Annotated in this window: 11 protein-coding genes and 1 pseudogene; 5 read left to right on the forward strand and 7 right to left on the reverse strand. The window is 73.8% G+C overall.

Annotated elements, in window-relative coordinates:
• Positions 1–32: 32 nt before the first annotated feature.
• The gene (fabD, locus tag FLV34_RS22705; RefSeq protein WP_147943993.1) at positions 33–1,955 is read right to left on the reverse strand and encodes an ACP S-malonyltransferase; all 1,923 of its coding nucleotides are present in this window, start codon (positions 1,953–1,955) and stop codon (positions 33–35) included.
• Positions 1,952–2,764, reverse strand: a complete 813-nt coding sequence (locus FLV34_RS22710) for an enoyl-CoA hydratase-related protein (protein ID WP_142648880.1) — start codon at positions 2,762–2,764, stop codon at positions 1,952–1,954. Before FLV34_RS22710 ends, fabD begins: the two co-directional genes overlap by 4 nt.
• A 211-nt stretch (positions 2,765–2,975) precedes the next feature.
• On the opposite strand from FLV34_RS22710, the gene FLV34_RS22715 reads away from it, so the two are divergent.
• The gene (locus FLV34_RS22715) at positions 2,976–3,803 is read left to right on the forward strand and encodes a 4'-phosphopantetheinyl transferase superfamily protein (protein WP_168066083.1); all 828 of its coding nucleotides are present in this window, start codon (positions 2,976–2,978) and stop codon (positions 3,801–3,803) included.
• A gap of 58 nt (positions 3,804–3,861) precedes the next feature.
• Here the strand turns inward: FLV34_RS22715 and FLV34_RS22720 are convergent, their stop codons facing one another.
• From FLV34_RS22720 to FLV34_RS22740, 5 genes are all read right to left on the reverse strand, one after another.
• Entirely contained in the window at positions 3,862–4,656 is a 795-nt protein-coding gene (locus FLV34_RS22720) for a thioesterase II family protein (RefSeq protein WP_205830473.1), read from the reverse strand.
• 24 nt (positions 4,657–4,680) lie between these two features.
• On the reverse strand, positions 4,681–11,913 hold the full coding sequence (locus tag FLV34_RS22725) for a non-ribosomal peptide synthetase (protein ID WP_187280698.1): 7,233 nt from the start codon (positions 11,911–11,913) through the stop codon (positions 4,681–4,683).
• A 265-nt stretch (positions 11,914–12,178) separates the two neighbouring features.
• Positions 12,179–12,883: a 3-oxoacyl-ACP reductase FabG gene (gene fabG, locus FLV34_RS22730; protein ID WP_142648877.1), complete on the reverse strand. Its 705-nt coding sequence runs from the start codon at positions 12,881–12,883 to the stop codon at positions 12,179–12,181.
• Positions 12,884–12,991: 108 nt separating this feature from the next.
• Complete coding sequence (locus FLV34_RS22735; protein ID WP_147943995.1) at positions 12,992–13,426, reverse strand: group II truncated hemoglobin; 435 nt, start codon at positions 13,424–13,426, stop codon at positions 12,992–12,994.
• Positions 13,427–13,507: 81 nt separating this feature from the next.
• Positions 13,508–14,956, reverse strand: a complete 1,449-nt coding sequence (locus tag FLV34_RS22740; RefSeq protein WP_142648875.1) for an amidohydrolase family protein — start codon at positions 14,954–14,956, stop codon at positions 13,508–13,510.
• 252 nt (positions 14,957–15,208) lie between these two features.
• Between FLV34_RS22740 and FLV34_RS22745 the strand changes: the two genes are divergently transcribed.
• The 4 genes and pseudogenes from FLV34_RS22745 to FLV34_RS22760 all read left to right on the forward strand — a co-directional run.
• Positions 15,209–16,387 carry a CaiB/BaiF CoA-transferase family protein gene (locus tag FLV34_RS22745; RefSeq protein ID WP_142648874.1) on the forward strand — a complete coding sequence of 393 codons (1,179 nt, stop codon included), beginning with the start codon at positions 15,209–15,211 and terminating at the stop codon, positions 16,385–16,387.
• On the forward strand, positions 16,380–17,216 hold the full coding sequence (locus FLV34_RS22750) for a citryl-CoA lyase (protein ID WP_142648873.1): 837 nt from the start codon (positions 16,380–16,382) through the stop codon (positions 17,214–17,216). The genes FLV34_RS22745 and FLV34_RS22750 overlap by 8 nt, the downstream gene beginning before the upstream one ends.
• Positions 17,217–17,233: 17 nt before the next feature.
• Entirely contained in the window at positions 17,234–18,097 is an 864-nt protein-coding gene (locus FLV34_RS22755; RefSeq protein ID WP_142648872.1) for an extradiol ring-cleavage dioxygenase, read from the forward strand.
• Positions 18,094–18,320: pseudogene (locus FLV34_RS22760) on the forward strand (hypothetical protein); the annotation flags it as partial. The gene FLV34_RS22755 and the pseudogene FLV34_RS22760, both read left to right, overlap by 4 nt.

The following is an 18,320-nucleotide window of genomic DNA, read 5'->3' on the forward strand; positions in this document are numbered from 1 at the left end:
CAGATGCGTCGACGGTCGGTCTACGGATGTGGTCACGTGCCGGCCGGAACCGGCCGGGCGCCGGGAAGCACCAATGTCGTCAGGCGCCGGCCGAGCAGGTCGGCCGCGGCCTCCATGAGCCGCGCCGCCTGCACGTGCGCTGTCCCCACGTGCGCTGTCCCCACGTGCGCTGTCCCCACGTGCGCTGTCCCCACGTGCGCTGTGCCCACGTGCGCCGCCTCCGCCTGGCCGCCCACGGCGAGGAACGGCGAACGAGCCGATGCGCGGCCGTCCGCGCCACCGGGGGCCGCGACCACGAAGTCGGCGCCGAGCACGAACGCGGCGGCGACCGCCTCGGGCGTCGCGCACACCACCCCGACCCGGATGTGGTGTCCGCAGGCGGCCACCGCCTCGTCGCGGCGGCGCAGCGCCTCGGGCAGCCGGACCTCCAGCCCCGGGCCATCGGACGAGCAGTCGAGGCAGACGTCCTCACTCACGGGCAGACCCCGGGCCACCTCCACCTCGGCGGGCGTGAGCGCCCCCCGGGCCGACAGCTCGGCCAGGAGCGGCTCCGCCGGGGGCCGCATCAACCGTTCCACCAGGTCGGGCGCCGCCACCCGCACGACGAGCCGGTTGGGCGCGACGGGCAGACCGGCGGCGTCACGGTAGGCCCCGGCGAAGCGGAAGCGCACCAGCTCGGGTGGCGCCTGGGTCAGGTGTCCGAGGGTCACGTGCAGGAAGCGCACGCCATAACGCAGGAACAGGCCCACGCGCCCCTGGTCCACCTCGTCGCCGCCCGCCACACGGCGGCCGTCCAGGGCGACACCGTACGGCGCGGCGGGACCCAGGTCGCGACGCAGGCGCTGAACGGCCCGCTCGACGTCGCCGGCGGGCAGCCCGTCCACGCCGAGGAAGGCGAGCACGCCGCGCCGGGCCGTCCTGGTCACCTCGTCGGCCGAGCCCGCCGCGCTCGCGTTCTCCAGCGCCGCGCATGCCAGGCGCGTCCCGTAGTCCCTCCTGAACGTCGCCGCGCCGAGGCGCTCCGTCCGGACGCGGTACGGCTCCCCGCCGGGGGCACGGCCGATGGACACGCCACCGGCCGGCCCGGCGGAATCGGACGCGGACGGGATGAGGTGTTTTTCGGCCTTGCGCCACAGTTTGGTGAGCACCTGACCGGGGCCGATCTCGCGGACGTCGCGCACGCCCCGCTCGGCCAGGTAGACCATGGTGTCCCACCACCGCACCGGGCTGCGCACCTGCCGCGCGAGCAGGTCGGGCAGGGTCTCCGGCCGGTGCGGGCGGGCGGTCACGTTCGAGATGACCGGCACGCGCGGCGGGGCGAAGTCCACCGTGCCCAGATAGTCGGCGAACGCCGCGGCGGGGAACGCCATGTACCGCGAGTGCGCGGCGATGCTCACGTTGAGCAACACGCACTTGCCGGCCCCCGCCCCGCGCAGGACGGCGGCGAGCGCGCGCACCGAGTCCTCCGGGCCCGACAGCACGACCTGGTCGGGCGAGTTGTGGTTGGCGAGGTCGACGTCGGTCGCGCCCTCCTCGGCCAGCACCTCGCGCAACCGCTCGATCGGCATCCCGACGACGGCGAGCATGCCGCCGCCCCGGGCGCGGGCCATCAGCTCGCCGCGCCGCCGCACGATCCGCAGGCCGGTCTCGAAGTCGAAGCATCCGGCGGCGTGTAGCGCGGCTAGCTCGCCGAGGCTGTGCCCCGCGAGGTACGCGGGGGCGGGCCCCTCCTCCAGCGCCGCCCGATGGGCGAGCGCGGCCACGGCGAACAGCGCCGGCTGGACATAGCGCGTGTCGTGCTGGAGCCTCTCCTCGTCTCCCGCGCACAGACGGCGCAGGGAGACCCCGATGATCTCGTCGGCCCGGGCGACCATGTCCGGATAGCGGTCGAGCAGCCCGGCGCCCATGCCCTGGCGCTGCGCCCCCTGTCCCGGGAAGATCCAGGCGACGCTCATGTGCCCCTCCTTCCGTCCGCGTCCGCGAGCGGGCGTGTCCCACCCCCCGCGCCGGTCTCCCACGGCATCCGCTGATGCAGGGTGAAGGCGGCGATCCGGTCCCGTACGGCCGGAGCCGCCATCAGGCGGGCGAACTCGGCGGCCGCGACGCGGCCGGCCTCCTCGGTCACGGGCCAGAGCAGGCCGAAGTATCGTTTGGCCTCCCCGATCGCCTCGGTAGCCACCTTGGTCACCCGGAACTCCAGGCGGCCGAGCGCGGCGGCCGGGTCGTCGCACACCTCGTCGACCAGCCGGTCGCGGTGCGCCTCCGCCGCGGGCACGGGCCTCGTGGTCAGCGTCATCGCGTACGCCGGCTGGAAGCCGGTGCGCCGCACCAGGAACGGCAGGACCGCGCACGGCAGCAGCCCCCACAGCGCCTCCGGCAGGCTGAACGTGCTGCGGGGCGTGGCCAGCACGAGATCGCAGGCCGCCGCCAGCCCGACCCCGCCCCCGGCGGCCTGGCCGTCGACCTCCGCCACCACGACCCGGGGTGTCGTGCTGATCCTCCGCAGGAGGGCGTGGAAGTCCGCCACGCCGCCGTCGCCCTCGGGCGCGTCCACCGCCTCGGCGAGGTCCATGCCCGTGCAGAACACGCCCGGGCGGCCCGCGAGCACGACGATCCGGCAGTCCGGCCGGCGTTCGGCCTCGTCCAGGGCGTGCCGGATCTCGGCGATCGTGCGGGCGTCGAGACCGTTGCGCCGGTCCGGCCGGTCGAGGGTCACCCGCATCGTGTCGGGGGACGCCTCGACGCGAATGCCCCGATAATCCATGGTCATCTCCAACGGCGGTGAGGGCGACGATCCGGTTCTACCGGCGGCCGGAGGCGGCGTCTGCTCACCATTGAGCAGGCCGCGTCCCCGCTTCCGGGGGACGATTGCGGCGACGCGTCCCCCAGGGCGGGGAACGGGGAGACACGGAGACAGGACAGCGGGCTCGGAGGCGGAACCGGAGGCGGGCCGAGCGGTGACGGTGACGGGACGGGTGAGGGGACGAGCGGCGGAACGGGCGGCGGCGTCCACGGGCGGAACGAACTCGCCGGAGCCGCGGATCGCGGCGGGCGATGCGCACGTGTGGATGGCGGACCCGGACGGGCTCGATCGGAACGGGCTTCTCGGCGGCTACCGCGCGGTGCTGTCGCCGCGGGAGCGGGACCGGGCCGCGGGCTTCCGGTCGGAGGCCGACCGGCTGGCGTTCGAGGCCGCGCACGGCCTGGCCCGAGCCGCGCTGACCTGGTGCGTGCCCGCCGTCGCCGCGGGCGCGTGGCGGTTCACGACCACGCCCCACGGCAGGCCGGAGATCGCCGATCAGCCGCCCCACCGGCCGCTCCGGTTCAACATCTCCCACACCGCGGGACTGGTGGCCTGTGTGGTCACGCTGGGCGCCGCCTGCGGGGTGGACGTCGAGCGCGTGCACCGCCGGGCCGACCCGCTGCGGCTGGGCCGCCGGGTCTGCTCACCCGCCGAGTATGCCCGGCTCGTCCCGCTCGACGACCTCGACGCCCGGGCCGACCTGTTCTTCCGCTACTGGACGCTGAAGGAGGCGTACGTCAAGGCACGCGGATACGGGATGACGCTGCCGATGAACCAGTGCGACGTCGAGAGGGCGGCATCCGTTCCAGCGGGGGCGCCTTTGGCGGTGGAGGGGCGGAACGTGGCCCGGTTCGGGCCGCAACTGCGGGACGACCCGGCCCGATGGCGCTTCGCCCAGTGGCGGCCCGGCCCGCGCCACCTTCTCGCCCTCGCCGTACGGCGGGAGCCCGGTCTGCCCTGCGCGGTCGTCGTCCACCCCGCCCCACCGCCCGTTCCATGAGACGCCCGTGCTGTGAGACGCCGCCCGTGCGGTGAGACGCGGCGCTCGGCAGGCTCGTTCATGAGATCACGGACAGCAGGCGCCGCAGGTCGGTCCTGAGGGCGTCGATGAAGTCGGGCCGCACGCCCTTGAGATAGAAATGGTCGCCCGCGAAGACGCGGAGGGTGAAGGGGCCGGTGGTCACCTCCCGCCAGGCCAGCATCTCCTCGGGCGTGACCTCCGGGTCGGCGTCCCCCGTGAGCCCGGACACCGGGCAGGACAGCGGCGGCCCGGGGAGGGGCCGGTAGGTCTCGTTCAGCGTGAAGTCGGCCCGCATGCCGGGCACGAACAGCCGCAGCAGGTCGGGCTGCCGCAGCACCTGGTCGGGGATGCCGTTCAACCGGGCGACCGCCGCGACGAACTCCTCGTCCGGCAGGCCGTGCAGGTCGGCGCGGCGTTTGGGCAGGTGCGGGGCCCGGCGGCCGGACACGACCAGCCCCGCGGGCGGGGCGGCCGGGCCCACGGACAGGCGCCGGGCCACCTCGTAGGCCACCGCCGAGCCCATGCTGTGGCCCATCAGCGCGTACGGCCGGTCGAGATAGGGCAGCAGGCCGTCCACGACGGCGGGGACGAGTTCCTCCATCCGCGTGTACGGCCGCTCCCGCAGCCGCCATTCGCGGCCTGGCAGGACGACCGGGCAGACCTCGACCTGCGGCAGCAGCAGCGGCCGCCACGGCCGGAAGAAACCCGCCCCTCCGCCCGCGTGGGCGAAGCAGAACAGCCGGGCCGGCGCGTCCTCCCGCCCGGCGTCGCTGCTCAGCCATGCCGGCGGCGCCGGCTCCGGCCCCTTCGGGTACGCCTGCGCGATCGTCACGCGACCACCTCCTCCCGTCGTCCGTCATCCGGCGGAGCGCAGCACGACGTGAGCGTAGGACCCGCTGGCGCCGAGCGCGTTGACCAGGGCGCGCAGCGGCTCGCCCGGGCGGCGCGGGGGCCACGGCTCACGCCGGTCCGCCAGGCGCAGCGGCAGCGCGTCCCAGGACCCCAGCCCGCCGGTCCGCCCGGCCAGGGTGGGCGCGATCTCCCGGTGCGCGAACTGCAGCAGCACCTTCGCGAGCTGCGACATCCCGGCGGCCGACTCCAGGTGGCCGATGTTGGGCTTGACCGTGCCCACCGGCACGCCGCGCCCGTCACCCGCGGCCGTCCCCACGAAGACCTCCGCGAGTGCCTCGATCTCGGCGGCGTCCGCGACGCTCGCCCCGGCGGCGGCGCACTCGACGTACCCGATCTCCTCCGGCGTACGGCCGGCGCGGCGCAGCACCTGCCGGATCGAGTCGGCGAGCGCCGGGCTGTTGGGCGCGCCGAAGCGCACGCTCCGGCCGGAGTGGCCGATCCAGGTGGCCTCGACGACACCGTGAGCCGTGTCGCGGTCCCGCGCCGCCACCGCTGCCGGGCGCAGCAGGACGGCTCCCGCCCCCTCTCCGAGCACCCACCCCGAGGAGGCGGCGTCGAACGCTCCCGCGGAGCCGCCGGGCGACACGAGCCCCAGGGCCGACAGCACCTCCGCGTGATAGGGGTGGCAGACCAGGTTGACCCCGCCCACCAGAGCGGCGTCGCACTCGTCCCTGCGCAGGCTCTCCACGGCCAGGTGCAGGGCGGTCAGCGACGACGAGCATGAGGTGTCGACGGCGACGCTCGGCCCGCGGAAGTCGAAGAAGTGCGACACCCGGTTGGGGATGTCGGAGGCCATGGCGGTGACGGCGGCCGGCTCGCCCCGCCGCCACGCGTCCGCGCCCGCCTGCCGATGGTCGTGCCACATCACGCCGGTGAACACGCCGATGCGCGGCGCCGCCCGGCGCAGCGAGGCGGGAGTGTGCCCGGCGTTCTCCAGGCACTCCCACATGACCCGCAGCATCATCCGCAACTGCGGGTCGAGTGTGCGGGCCTCGGCCGGCGAGATGTGGAAGAACAGGCTGTCGAAGTCGCCGGCGTCGGGCAGGAAGCCGCCGGTCAGGCCCGTGGCGCCGGCGGCCCGGCCGGCCGGCATGGGGCCGAACGCCTGCCGCCCCTCGACGAGGCCGTGCCAGAACTCCGCCAGACCGGCCGCGCCCGGAAAACGCCCGGCGACCCCCACCACGGCGATCTCCGCCGCGCGCCGCCCGTCCGAGGCGGGGACGAGGGGTGCGGCGAGCCGGTCGCGGCGGGCGGCGCCGAACACCGGCCGCTCCCCGGAGGCGGTGACCGCGGGCACGGGCCGGGCGGGCACGCCGCCGAGGAACGACTGCAGGAACCGGTGCCCGTCGCCCAGGCCCAGCCGTTCGCAGACCGGCTCGAAGGCCACCGCCCCGACGGGGCAGAGCCCGACACCGCACGCGGCCTGGCCCATCATCAGGAGCTGGCCCATGTATCCGGCCTCCAGGGCCAGATAGCGCGGGGCGTCGTCGCCGTACAGGGGCGCGATGCCGTCGAGCTGCCCGACCAGGTACAGCTCGAAGCAGGCCCGATCGTAGACGGGCCGGTTGTAATAGAAGTGCGCGGAGCGGCCGATCCCGTCCGCCGGCCCGACCAGTTGCAGCGCGTGCTCTCCCGGCCGGTAGTAGTACAGCCCGCCGGCCACGCCCTCCACGCGCCGCACGTGCAGATACACCTGGACGGAGTAGGTGTCCCCCGCCGAAGGGTAGAGCCGCCGGCCCCGCTCGCCCGGCGCCGACGTGCGCAGCAGGCTGAGGAAACGGCAGAAGTCGTCGTACGGCAGCGCCGCCTCGGCGAACTCACGGTGGCTGCCGCGCCAGTCGTAGTGCTCGGGCGCGAACTCGGCCGCGTCGAGCGGGACGATGCGCTCCCCCGCCAGCCGGGGCCGCTCACCCCATCGGCCGGCCTTGAACGCGGCCCGCTCCTCCGGGGAGAAGAAGTCGACGCTTCCCGCGGCAGGCGCACCGCCCGCGCCGCCGTCGTCCAGCCCGGTCGCGGGCCGCGCGGCGCCGTTCGTGGCGGGCTCGGAATGCGGGACGCCGGACCTCGCGGCACCGTCCGCGGCCGGAAGGCCCGGCGGCGGGCCCGCGGTCGTGGACCCGTTCGGCGCGGCAGGGGCCGGCTCGGCGGCGCGGGCTCGCGAGGGCGCATCCGTCTCCCGCCCACCGTCCGCGGGGGACTCCCCTCCGCCCGCGAGCCGGGCCGCGACGTGCCGGGCGATGGCGGCGACCGTGGGCTCCGACAGGAGTGTCGCCACCGGCACCCGCTGCCGATACCGCTTCTGCAGTTCGCCGGAGACCTGCACGATGGTGAACGACGTGGCGCCCTGGTCCCACAGGTCGTCGTCGGGTCGTACGGCGGGCACGCCCAGCCGTTCGGCGAACAGCGCGGCGATCTCGTCGCGCAGTTCTTCGACGCCCGGCCCGCGGGGTGCCTCCCGCGGCGGCTCCTGCAGTGCCTCGCTCGGCGTCTTCCCCGGTTCCTCCGGCTCGGTGTCGGACTCCCGCGCCGGGCCGGGCGCGTCGGTCAGCGGCCACGGCAGGGCGTCCCGGTCGAGCTTGCCGTTCGCGGTGGCCGGGAAAGTGCTCACGAACCCGACGAAGTTGGGCACCATGTATTCGGGCAGCGTCTCGGCCGCGAACGCGCGCAGGTCCCTGACCTCCGGCGGGGTCGGACCCGACGGCTGCACGTACGCCACGAGCTTGCGATCGCCCGTGTGATCGGGCCGGGCCAGCACCACGACCTCCTTGACCCCCGCGTGCTGCCGCAGCCGGTGCTCGATCTCGCCCAGCTCGACCCGGAACCCCCGGACCTTGACCTGGTTGTCGGCACGGCCGAGGAAGCAGATGTTCCCGTCGGGGAAGAAGGAGGCCCGGTCACCGGTCCGGTACATCGGCTCGCCCGGCCGGGACGCGAACGGGTCGGGCACGAACCGCTGGGCCGTCAGCTCCGGCTGGTTGTAGTAGCCCAGGCTCAGGCACTCGCCCGCGATATAGAGGTCGCCCTCCACGCCGACCGGGCACGGTTCGAGGTGCTCGTCGAGGATGTAGTAGCGGCTGTTGTCGATGGGCCTGCCGTACGGGATGCTGCGCCAGGCGGGGTCGATGTCCTCGACGGGGAAGTAGTTGGACCACACGGTCGCCTCGGTGGCTCCGCCCAGGCTGACGATGCGCGCCCGGGGGAACACCGCCCGGACCTCCCCGGGCAGGGACAAGGGGGTGTAGTCGCCGCTCAGGAACACCAGCCGCAGGTCACCGGTGCCCGGCCGGCCCGCGTACGCGGGGAGCAGCGGGGCGAGCTGGGTGAGCGTGGTCGGCGCCGAGTTCCAGAAGGTGATCGGCTCCCGCAGCAGCACGTCGGCCAGCTCGGCAGGGTCGCGCTGCTCGGTCTCGTCCGCGACGTACAGCCCGGCGCCCCGCCCGAGCAGCCCCAGGATGTCGAACACCGACAGGTCGAAGCCGAGCGAGGTCACGCACAGCCCGACGTCCGAATGGCCGAAGCCGAACTCACGGTAGGCCCAGTTGAGCAGGTTGAGCACCGGCCGGTGGGCCACGGCGACGCCCTTCGGCCGACCCGTGCTGCCGGAGGTGAAGATGACGTACGCCGTGCTGTCCGGGGTGGTGACCGGCGGCGGGTTCTCCTCGCCGCGCGGGTCGTCGCGCACCGGGTCGAGGTCGACGGGGAGCACCTCGACGCCCGCGTCGTGACACCGGGTCTGCGAGGTGGACAGCACCAGCGCCGCGCCTGCGTCGCCGAGCATCACGGCCGCCCGATCCCTCGGCAGGTATGGCTCGACCGGCAGATAGACGCCGCCCGCCTTCAGCACCCCGAAGACGGCGGCCACCATGTCGGGCCCGCGCCGCATCGAGATGCCGACCACGGTCTCCGGGCCCACACCGCGGTCGCGCAGGTGCCAGGCAATGCGGTTGGCGCGCCGGTTGAGCTCGGCGTACGTCATCGTGCCGCCACGCCAGCGCAGCGCCACGGCGTCGGGCCGCTTCCTTGCCTGCCGTTCGAACAGCAGGTGGACCGGCCCGTCGGCGGGGAACTCGCGGGCCGTGTCGTTCCACTCGTAGAGGATCTTGTGCCGTTCGGCGGCGGACATGCCGCCGGGCCGCTCCCGCTCGTCGACGAGGCCCGCCAGCCGCTCCCGGAAGTCGGCGAACGCCGCCTCGGCCGTCCGCTCGGGCAGGCCGCCGGGGTCGATGTCCCAGCAGATCTGCAGCCGGTCGCCCTCGCCGACGGCCACGCAGTCGAGCGAGACGTCCGGCGTGCACGTCCGCCATTCCCCGGCGGCGACGCCCGGCGGCAGCGGGTGTCCGTCGAGGTCGAACACACCCGTGTAGACGACCGGGTGGGCCAGACCGCCGCGCCGGGCGGCGACCCGGCGCAGCTCGGCCAGTCCGCTCGCGCCGTCGGCCGCCGCGTCGGCCGCGAGGAGACGCTGGTGGTCGCGGGCCCGCTCCAGCAGCGGTGCCTCCCCCGGGGCGTACGGGATCCAGCTCAGCGCCGTGTGCTCTCCCGGCCGGCACGGCTCGGCCCACCCGGGCCACCGTACGACCGTGAGCGCGAACGTGCCGGGCAGCCGGGCGGCCAGCGCCTCGCCGAAAGCAGCCAGGATCACGGCGTCGGCCGACACCCCGGCGCCCTCGGCGATCTCCTGCAGCCGCCGGCGTCCCGGCAGCGTCGCCTCCAGCCGCGTACGCCGCCGGCCGCGTTCCTCCCCCGCCGCGGGCGAGGGCAGCGCGGGGCCCGGCGGCAGCTCGGCCAGCCGTTCACGCCAGTACGCGACCTGCTCGGGCGAGGAGGCCGGGCGGTGGTCGCGGGGGTCGGCGGCGGGCGCGGGAACGGCCGCCGGGTCGGCGTACAGCCGCCACAGCTCGCGCAGCAGAAGATGGATGCTGCGGGCGTCGGCCACGGCCAGGTCGACCGCGACGTGGACGGTGGCCGCCCCCTCGGATCCGGTGGTCCCACGTGGGGCCGGGGACCCGCCCGCCGGGAACGTGCCCGCGTCCCCCGGGCCGGAGGCGCCGCGCGTCACCTGGATCTCGGCGTGCGGCCCCCGCCCGAGCGGGAACGGCCGCACGGACAGCGCCGCACGGACCGACTCGGCGTCGAGGCCGGACACGGGGACGTGCCACCGGCGGGGCGCCCTCGACCGCACGAGCAGCCGCCCGTCAACGGTCACGGACGCGCGCAGGGGCTCGTACGCCTCGGTCAGGCGCAGCCACGCCCGTTCCAGGCGGTCCACGTCGAGATCGGCCACCTCAAAGGCGTGGTAGACCTGGCAGCCCTCCCCTCCGGACCGCCGTGCCACATAGTAGGCCTGCTGCAGGTCGTTGAGCGGCAGGACGCGGTCGCCGCAGGGGTCCTCGGCCGCCAGCGCGTGCAGCGTGTTCGCGAACCTGGCGAACACCGCCTCGACGCCGGGATTGAGGCCGTCCGCCACGTCCCAGCGAAAGCGCAGCTCGCCGTCCTGTTCCCACATCTGGTGGTCGAGCCCGACACCGGACGTACGGGTGACGGCGTAGCGGACGTCGCGGCCGAACCCCGGCGGCTCGGGCCGCGCGCCGAGCATGCTGGTGAACACGACGGGCAGGGGTGGCGGGGCTCCGCGCCACAGGCGGCGCAGCACCTCCACGCCTCCGACCGCCGCGTGGTCGAGATCCGACCACAGCAGCCGGTGGACCTCGCGCGCCGCCTCGCCCAGGTCCATGCTGTCCAGGGCCGGCACCGGGAAGACCAGGCTGGAGGTGAACGGGCCCACCAGCCGGTCGGCCGCGGCGGGCAGCCGCACCCGGTCGGTGGTGGTCAGCACGAGTGAGAACGGCGTGTGCGCGCCCGCCCATGCCAGGGTCTCGGCGAACACGGTGAGGACGAGCGCGGTCGGCGACACGTTCCAGGCGGCGGCCCGCTCGCGCAGCGTCCGCCACTCGGCCTCCGCCAGCCCGCCCTCCAGGGGCCGCCGCGGCTCCCCCGACGGCACCGGGACGGGCACCCCGGCCTCCGCCGCCGGCGCCGTACTCGCAGCGGCCGGGACGGCACGGGGCAGGGCAGGGCCCGGGGGCAGGTCGGCGAGCCGTCGCCGCCAGTGGTCGACGTCGGCATGGTAGGCCGGAGTATCGGCGTGCGCACGCAGGCGTTCGACGCACTCGCGCACACTCGGCCCGGCCCCCGGCGGTTCGGGCAGCGGGTCCCCGGGCCGGACGTAGGCGCGCCACCAGTCGGACAGCAGCACGTCGAGACCGCGGCCGTCGGTCACCACCGCGTCCACGTCGAGATGGACGACGGCCCGGCCGTCGCACGCCCGGGTCACCTCGACGGCGAACAGCGGCCAGTCGCCCGGTTCGTGCCGCAGCCGCGTCAGACGCCCCCTGACCTCGGCCACTCGGTCGTCGAGATCGGCGTCGGCCACCTCGTGGACCGGCATCGTCCAGGGGCCCGCCTCCGGCATCACCCGCTGTCGTCCGTCCTCGATCAGCACGGCCCGCAGCATGTCGTGGTGGTCGACGACCCGTCCCCACGCCTCCTTCAACCGGTCGGGGTCGAGCCCGGCGATCTCGAACTCGCGGTAGAGGTGGCAGCCCACCGGGTCTGGCCCGAGGTCGGGATGCGACCCCGTGACGTACGCCTGCTGCATGGGCGTCAGCGGGAACGGCGCATACCGGTCCTCAGGTGCGGCCCCCTCGCGGAACGTGGCGAGGGACGGCTGCCCGCGGAGTTCGGCCCCGCGCGGTTGGTTTCCATGCGGATCGTCCTCGTGCAGATCGTCCTCGTGCAGATCGTCCTCGTGCAGGCCGTCCGCCGACAGGCTGCCCTCGGGCAGCGCCCCGGCGATCCGTCCGGCGAGGTCGCGCAGGCCCCGCGCGTCGCGCAGCCACTCCAGCGGCATGTCGGCGCCCAGCTCCTCCTTGATCTCCAGCACGAGACGGGCCGCCGTCATGGAGTCCAGCCCGTACACCGCGAGCGGGATGTCGTCCGCGGGTGCCTCGAGGGGAACCGGGCCACTGCCGGTGCCCGCCGCCCTGCCGGTGCCGGTGGGCAGCGCGGCGGCCAGCATCCGCCGCAGCGCCGCCAAGACCTCGTCCACCAGCGCGTCCACCGGCGCGTCCACCGGCGCGTCCACCGGTTCCGCGACCATATCCCGTGTCGGTCCCATCGCTCTCCCAGTCGTGTGTCGGCGTCGGAGGGTGGATCGGGCCGGGCGGGGGGCGCGCGGAAGGGGCCCGCCGGCGATCGCCGCGGCGCGGGCGTCCGCGGATGACCCGGCAGAGAGCCGGCGTGCCATCCGTCGCCGGGCCGCCGCCACCCGTTCGTACCGAAAAGCTAGGCGGGGGCCCATAGGTGCGCTGCTCAGGATTGAGCAGGCCGGCCCTGGCGGCGCGGGCCGCGCTGGTGCCGCGGGCCGGGGCGGACGGCTCAGCTCAGTGGCCCATGCCGAGGCCGCCGTCCACCGGGACGACGGCGCCCGTGATGTAGGACGCCGCCTCCCCTGCGAGGAACACGACGACCCCGGCCACCTCCTCGGGCACGGCCGTACGGCGCAGCGCGATCTGCCCGAGCACCTCGGCCCGCCGCTGCTCCGTCAGCGAGTCGGTCATGTCGGTGCGGACGTATCCCGGGGCCACCACGTTGACGGTGATCCCCCGGGAGCCGAGCTCGCGGGCGAGCGACCGCGCCAGCCCGACCATCCCGGCCTTGGCCGCCGCGTAGTTGGCCTGCCCGGCCGCGCCGGACAGGCCGCTCACGGACGAAATGAAGATCATCCGGCCGCGCCGCATGCGCAGCATCGGCCCCACGGCGCGCCGTGCCACACGGAACGCGCCGGTGAGGTTGGTGTCGAGGACGCCGGTGAAGGCGGCCTCGTCCATCCGCATCAGCAGCATGTCGGCGGTGACACCGGCGTTGGCGACGAGGACCTCCACCGGGCCGTGCCGCTGCTCCACCTCGGTGAACGCGCGGTCGACCGCGGCAGCGTCGGTCACATCGCAGCGCACGCCGAACAACCCGTCCGGCGCGCCGCCGCCTCGATGGGTGACCGCCACCCGGTCGCCCTCCTTCGCGAACGCCCGTGCGATGGCCAGGCCGATGCCGCGGTTGCCGCCCGTCACCAGCACCGAGCGGCTCATGCCACTCCCTCGCCTCCGGCTCGGAGTCCGATAGTGCCGGAGGCGCGCGATTCGGCACCTCGCCGGGCGCTGTGCCTGACGGCTCGCTCGCCACGCTCGCTCATACCGTCACCAGTCCCACCGGCCCATCGGGGGGAACGGGGCCTGATAGGCGTCCGGCGCGTCGTGCGACACCTTCGTGGAGAAACCGGCCGCCCGGGTCACCTGCCTGGTGAACGCCTGCCGGAACCGGGCGTCGCCCGGCAACCCCGCCTCGTCCGCCGCCCACAGCATCAGCTCCACGAACCGGTCGCGCTGCTCGTCGGTGATCTTCAGGCCCTGGTGGGCCCGGAAGATCGCCTCGAACCCGCCGAGCTCGTCACTGAAACGGCTCGGGCCGCCCATCATCTCGACGAAGAACGCGGTCAGGTTCTCGGCGTGGTGAGCGGACCCGTACTCGAACAGTTTCTTGAGCAGCGGATCGCGCAGCACGGATTCATGGAAGTGCTCGGCGAACTTGCGCAGCGCCGCCTCGCCGCCGACATGTTCGTACATCGTCGTCATCGCAGCCTCCTCGGAACGCCTGGGCTGGCGTCACGGTAGGCGGCGGGCGGTCGCCGATTCTGCTCAAAAGTGGACGAGAGATCAGCGGCTGCGCGTCGAGGAGCTGTGGTAGTCGGTGTACGTGTAGGGGTTGTCGAGGATCTTCGTCTCGGGGATGTCGGGGTTCATCCCCTTCTGCCATGCCTCCTCGCCCATCGTCGAGCGCAGATACTCGACGGTCCGCTCCACCTCGCGCCGCGCCGCGGCGAGGTCGACGCCGACCAGACGGTGCTCGTGCTTCACCACGCGGCCGTTCACGAGGACCGTGTGCACGTCGCCGCGCTGCGCCTGGAACGCGACGTGTCCGTACGGGTTGAGCAGCGGGAACGACACGGGCGACGCGTCGTTCTTGATGAGCACGATGTCGGCCTTCCGGCCCGCCTCGATGCTGCCGAGGTCGTCGCCGCGGCCGATGGCGCGGGCGCCGCCGCGTGTCGCCCAGTCGACCACCTGGTCGGCGCGCAGGCTGCAGTGGGTGACCGTCTCACCCTTGGTGTGCGCCTCCATGTGCTCGCGGGAACGGTCGGCGCCGAGTGTGGTGCGCATCGCCGAGAACAGGTCGCCGCTCCACCAGACGCTGGTGTCCATCGACAGCGACACCGGGATGTCGTGGGCGCGGATGGCCCAGGTGGGCGGGTAGCCCTGGCCCGCGCTCTGCTCGCTCTCGGTGGAGACCGAGATCGAACCGCCGGTGGCGGCGATGCGGTGGTAGGAGTCGGCCGACAGCGAGGCGGCGTGGACGTAGACCGTCTCGGGCGTCATGAAGCCGTTCTCGTACATGAGGCGGATGCCGTCGTCGCTGGTCGCGCCCCACACGCCCGCGTGGGTCGTGACCGGTACGCCGAGGTCGCGGGCCACCTCGAAGGCCGGCTTCTCGGGGAAGGCGGGGTCGCCGGTGACGTCGAAGGCGATCTGGAAGCCCAGCATGTCGTCGCCGGTGATGCGGCGGCCGATGAAGTCGCGGAACTCCGGCGCGCCGGTCCACTCGGCGGGCGGGGCCTGGATGTTGCCGTAGGCGAGCACGAACCGGCCGGGCACCGCCTGCAGCGCGTCGACGGCCGCGTCGGCGTGGTCCACGGTCCGCAGCCCGTGCGACCAGTCCACGACCGTGGTGACGCCGGCGTCGATCGCCTCGATCGCGGCCAGCAGGTTGCCGGCGTGGACGTCCTCGGGCCGCCACAGCTTGCCGTACTCCAGGTAGTACCAGACGAAATACTGCGTCAGCGTCCAGTCGGCGCCGTAACCGCGCATGGCCGTCTGCCACATGTGCCGGTGAGTGTCGATCATGCCGGGCATGACGATGCCGCCGGTGGCGTCGACGACCACGGCGCCGTCCGGCGCGGGCAGGCCGGGCCCCACCTCGGCGATCCGGTCGCCGACGACGAGTACGTCGGTGCCGGGCAGCACGCTGTGCGCGTCGTCCATCGGCAGCACCGTGCCGCCGCGCAGCAGCACCGGCCGGTCCGGTCCGAAATCGGTCGGCTCGTTCATCGTCGAACTCCTCACCTTCCACTGGCCGAGCGCGCTCAACAGTGACGAACACTTGTCCGCTATACGGTCAGCGCTGCTTCCGCTGTTACTTTCGCGAGCACCGCCCCTACTGTCAACCATCGGTTTCCGTATCGTCATACGACGGCAAACCGGTGGACGCATTTGACGACCGGACCGCCTATGCCAGAATCGGCCTCACGGACCGATGTCCGTTGAGCGGACACTGCTGTGACAGCAAGAAGGGGGAGCCGGATGACAGACGACACCGCGCCCGAGCGGGGAGGCGGGCCGCTGTCCGGCGTGCTGGTGGCCGACTTCTCGCGAGTCCTGGCCGGGCCGTACGCCACGATGCTGCTGGCCGACATGGGCGCCGAGGTCGTCAAGGTCGAGGGACCCAAGGGGGACGACACCCGCACCTGGATGCCGCCGGTGCGCGGCGACGTGTCGACGTACTACCTGGGGGTGAACCGGGGCAAGCGGTCGATCGCGCTCGACCTGCGGGACCCCGGCGACGCGAAGGTGGCCCGGGAGCTGGCCCGCCGCGCCGACGTGCTGGTGGAGAACTTCAAGCCGGGCGGGCTCGCCAAGTACGGCCTCGACTACGCCTCCGTCAGCGCGGCCAACCCGGGCGTGGTGTACGCCTCGATCAGCGGGTTCGGCTCCGGAGCGGGCCGCGACGTGCCCGGCTACGACCTCATGGTGCAGGCGATGTCGGGGCTGATGAGCCTCACCGGCGACCCCGGCGGGCCGCCGTACCGCGCGGGGATCTCCGTCTTCGACGTCATGGCGGGCAACCACGCCGCGATCGGCGTCCTCGCCGCCCTGCGCCACCGCGACAGAACCGGGCAGGGCCAGCACGTCGAGGTCAACCTGCTGTCCTCGGCGCTGACCGGCCTGGTCAACCACAGCTCCGCGTACGTCGCCGGGGGCGTCGTCCCCTACCGCATGGGCAACGCCCACCCGAGCGTGTTCCCCTACGAGCCGCTGCCCACCGCCGACAACGACCTCATCGTGGCGGCCGGCAACGACGGCCAGTTCCGCAGGCTGTGCGAGGTGCTCGGCATCCCGGAGGTCGCCGACGACCCCCGCTTCGCGCGCATGGCCGACCGCACCGCGCGCCGCGAGGAGCTGCGGCCCATCCTGGTCGAACGGCTCGCCACGCGCGGCGCCCTGGAATGGTTCGAGCTGCTGGTGGCGGCCGGGGTGCCGTGCGGGCCGATCAACACCATCGACGGCGGGTTCGCCATGGCCGAGCGCTTCGGGCTCGACCCGATCGTGGAGGTGGGCGAGGGCGACCGGGCGGTCCCGACGACCCGCCACCCGATCCGGTTCTCCGCTACCCCCGCCTCCTATCGGCTGCCGCCTCCTGAGCTGGACGAGCATGGGGACCAACTGCGTAAATGGCTGACTGAGGAGGACGACGATGTCTGACGAGCCGGAAACGATCGAGCGGCCGTCGTACCCCACGGCGCAGTATCCGACAGCGCTGGGCGCGTCCTCGCTGAAGTCGATCACCCTGCTCGGCCGCGACCTCGCCGAGGACGTCATGGGCAAGGTCGGGTTCGGCGAGCTGGCGTTCTGGCTCGCCACCCAGCGGCGCCCCACGCCGGGCGAGACCCGCGTGTTCGAGGCCGTGCTCGCCGCGCTGGCCGACCACGGGTTCACCCCGACCGCGATCGTGACACGCCTGACGTACCTGTCCGCGCCCGACTCGATCCAGGGCGCGCTCGCGGCCGGGCTGCTCGGCGGCGGGTCGCGCTTCCTCGGCGTGACCGAAGACTGCGGCCGGTTCCTGCACGACGTGCTGGATGCGCACGACGGGCCGCTGCCGTCCGACGACGCAGGCTGGGACGCGCTGGCCCTGGAGACCGTACGGGCCCAGCGGCAGGCGCGGCGGTTCATCCCCGGCCTCGGCCACCACGTGCACAAGGAGGGCGACCCCCGCACACCGCGGCTGATGGAGATCGCCGCCGAGGAGAACCTGTTCGGGCCGCATCTGTCGCTGTTCGCCGCGATCGGCCGCGTGCATCCCGAGGTGCTCGGCAGGACGCTGCCGCTCAACGGCGCGGGCGTGTGCGGCGCGGCGCTCGCCGACCTCGGCCTGCCGCTCGAACTGCTGCGCGGCTTCGCCCTGCTCGCCCGTACGGCGGGCCTGATCGGGCAGCTCGCCGAGGAGCTGCGCCGTCCGGTGGCGAACGAGATCTTCCTGTCGGTGGACCTCAACAACCGGTCCGTCGAGCCGGAGCCCTACACCCCCTGACGCCACTGGAGGTTCGCATGGCCCAACTGGTCGCGGTGATCGCGTCCACCCATCATCCGTTCTACTACCGCGCCAGCACGGCCACCGGCGAGGACCGCCCGCCGTTCGCCGACGAGTGGGTGCGCAAGGTCGAGGCGTTCCGCGAGACGCTGACGAAGGCGCGGCCCGACGTGCTGGTCATGGTCGGCTCCGACCACTTCCACCAGCTCTGGCTCGACAACATGCCGCAGTTCCTCGTCGGCAAGGCGCCCTTCTACGACGCCAACTGGTACAACGAGGAGCGCGAGTTCGGCCTGCCCCGGATGTTCTTCACCGGCCAGGAGGACCTGTCGGCGTACATCCTGCGGGAGGGCCTCGACGCGGGCTTCGATCTGGCCTTCTCCAACGAGCTGCGGATCGACCACTCGATCACGTGCCCGATCATCACGCTGCGGCCGCAGAACGACCTGCCGATCGTGCCGGTCTACACCAACATCTTCGCCCCGCCGCTGCCGCAGCCGAAGCGGTTCGTGCAGCTCGGCCGTACGATCCGCGAGCTGGTGGAGTCGTGGCCGGCCGACAAGCGGGTGGCGGTGATCGGCACCGGGCACCTGTCGCTGGAGCTCGGCGGGCCGCGCCAGTTCGGGCCGCACGGGCCCGACCCCGAGTTCGACCGCAGGGCGGTCGAGTGGATCTCCTCGGGCGACATCGAGGGCTGCCTGTCGGAGGTCACCCTCGACAGCCTCCACCTGCCCGGCAACGCGACCCACGGCTTCATGGACTTCATGCTGATGATGGGCGTGGCCGGCGAGGGCGCCAAGGCCGACTACGTCGACACCTACGACCTGTTCCACACGATGGAGGCCTACTTCACCTGGTACCCCAACGGAGGCGTGGCGTGAGCAAGTATCTGCTGAACAAGTTCCTGTTCACCGTCGACCGCGATCCGGACCTGGTCGAGCGCTACCGCGAGGACCCCCGGGGCACCGTGGAGTGGTGGGAGGCCGAGCACGCCAACCGGCTGCTGAACTGCCACAGCGGGGAGGCGTCGACCTGGCTGCGCTTCGAGGACGTCGAGCGCGAGGCCCTGGCCGGCCACGACTACCCGAAGCTGTTCGAGCTGGG

Origin of the sequence: Microbispora sp. CSR-4, assembly GCF_008033685.1 — a bacterium.
In the GTDB taxonomy this organism is placed as follows: Bacteria; Actinomycetota; Actinomycetes; order Streptosporangiales; family Streptosporangiaceae; genus Microbispora.

What these genes read in the sequence shown, in the direction of transcription:
- fabD (WP_147943993.1), bottom strand. Translation starts at nt 1,955, where the DNA reads ATGAGCGTCGCCTGGATCTTCCCGGGACAGGGGGCGCAGCGCCAGGGC.
- FLV34_RS22710 (WP_142648880.1), bottom strand. Translation starts at nt 2,764, where the DNA reads ATGGATTATCGGGGCATTCGCGTCGAGGCGTCCCCCGACACGATGCGG.
- FLV34_RS22725 (WP_187280698.1), bottom strand. Translation starts at nt 11,913, where the DNA reads ATGGGACCGACACGGGATATGGTCGCGGAACCGGTGGACGCGCCGGTG.
- fabG (WP_142648877.1), bottom strand. Translation starts at nt 12,883, where the DNA reads ATGAGCCGCTCGGTGCTGGTGACGGGCGGCAACCGCGGCATCGGCCTG.
- FLV34_RS22735 (WP_147943995.1), bottom strand. Translation starts at nt 13,426, where the DNA reads ATGACGACGATGTACGAACATGTCGGCGGCGAGGCGGCGCTGCGCAAG.
- FLV34_RS22740 (WP_142648875.1), bottom strand. Translation starts at nt 14,956, where the DNA reads ATGAACGAGCCGACCGATTTCGGACCGGACCGGCCGGTGCTGCTGCGC.
- FLV34_RS22745 (WP_142648874.1), top strand. Translation starts at nt 15,209, where the DNA reads ATGACAGACGACACCGCGCCCGAGCGGGGAGGCGGGCCGCTGTCCGGC.
- FLV34_RS22750 (WP_142648873.1), top strand. Translation starts at nt 16,380, where the DNA reads ATGTCTGACGAGCCGGAAACGATCGAGCGGCCGTCGTACCCCACGGCG.
- FLV34_RS22755 (WP_142648872.1), top strand. Translation starts at nt 17,234, where the DNA reads ATGGCCCAACTGGTCGCGGTGATCGCGTCCACCCATCATCCGTTCTAC.